Source organism: Halomonas sp. ML-15 (assembly GCF_014779595.1).
Taxonomy (GTDB): Bacteria; Pseudomonadota; Gammaproteobacteria; order Pseudomonadales; family Halomonadaceae; genus Franzmannia.
Genome location: NZ_JACXZT010000010.1, coordinates 383,704 through 384,161, shown reverse-complemented (window position 1 = coordinate 384,161; position 458 = coordinate 383,704). Strand labels below are relative to the sequence as shown.

The window sequence follows — 458 nt, the reverse complement described above, 5'->3', positions numbered from 1 at the left end:
CTGGCGCGGGCCTCCAGGGAGGTCTCGCGGTAGCTGGCGAAGGCCGCCTCGGCGAGCACACAGGCGCGCTCGACCTCGGCCTCGCCGCCGCCGCGGTAGACCGGCTCGAGGGTCTCGCCGCTGGCGGGATTGATGGCGCGGATCTCGGCGCGGTCGCCGCTGACGGCCTGCTGGCCGATGAGAAGCTTACCTTCCAAAGGCATAACAGACTCCTTGTGTATTCTCAAAGCGATTGCACTTTTATGGCGGGGCTTCTTGCCTCAGCGCATAGCGGATTTCGCAACGGTCTTCCCAGCGCTGACAGCTCGATCTCGAAGCGATCGCCGTAGCGAGTCTGAATGCCGTCAGCGAAGCTCAGGGTGGCGGTACCGAAGAAGTGCACATGGACGTCGCCGGGCCGGCGGAATCCCGCGTACTTGAAGTGGTGGTGCTCGAGGTTGGCCAGGCTGTGGGCCATA

At 64.8% G+C, this 458-nt stretch carries 2 pseudogenes; both read right to left on the bottom strand.

Annotation, left to right across the window (positions count from 1 at the left end):
• Nucleotides 1-203 (bottom strand): annotated as a pseudogene (locus IEI94_RS08760) (aldehyde dehydrogenase (NADP(+))); the annotation flags it as partial.
• A gap of 20 nt (nt 204-223) precedes the next feature.
• Nucleotides 224-458 (bottom strand): annotated as a pseudogene (locus IEI94_RS22545) (FAH family protein); the annotation flags it as partial.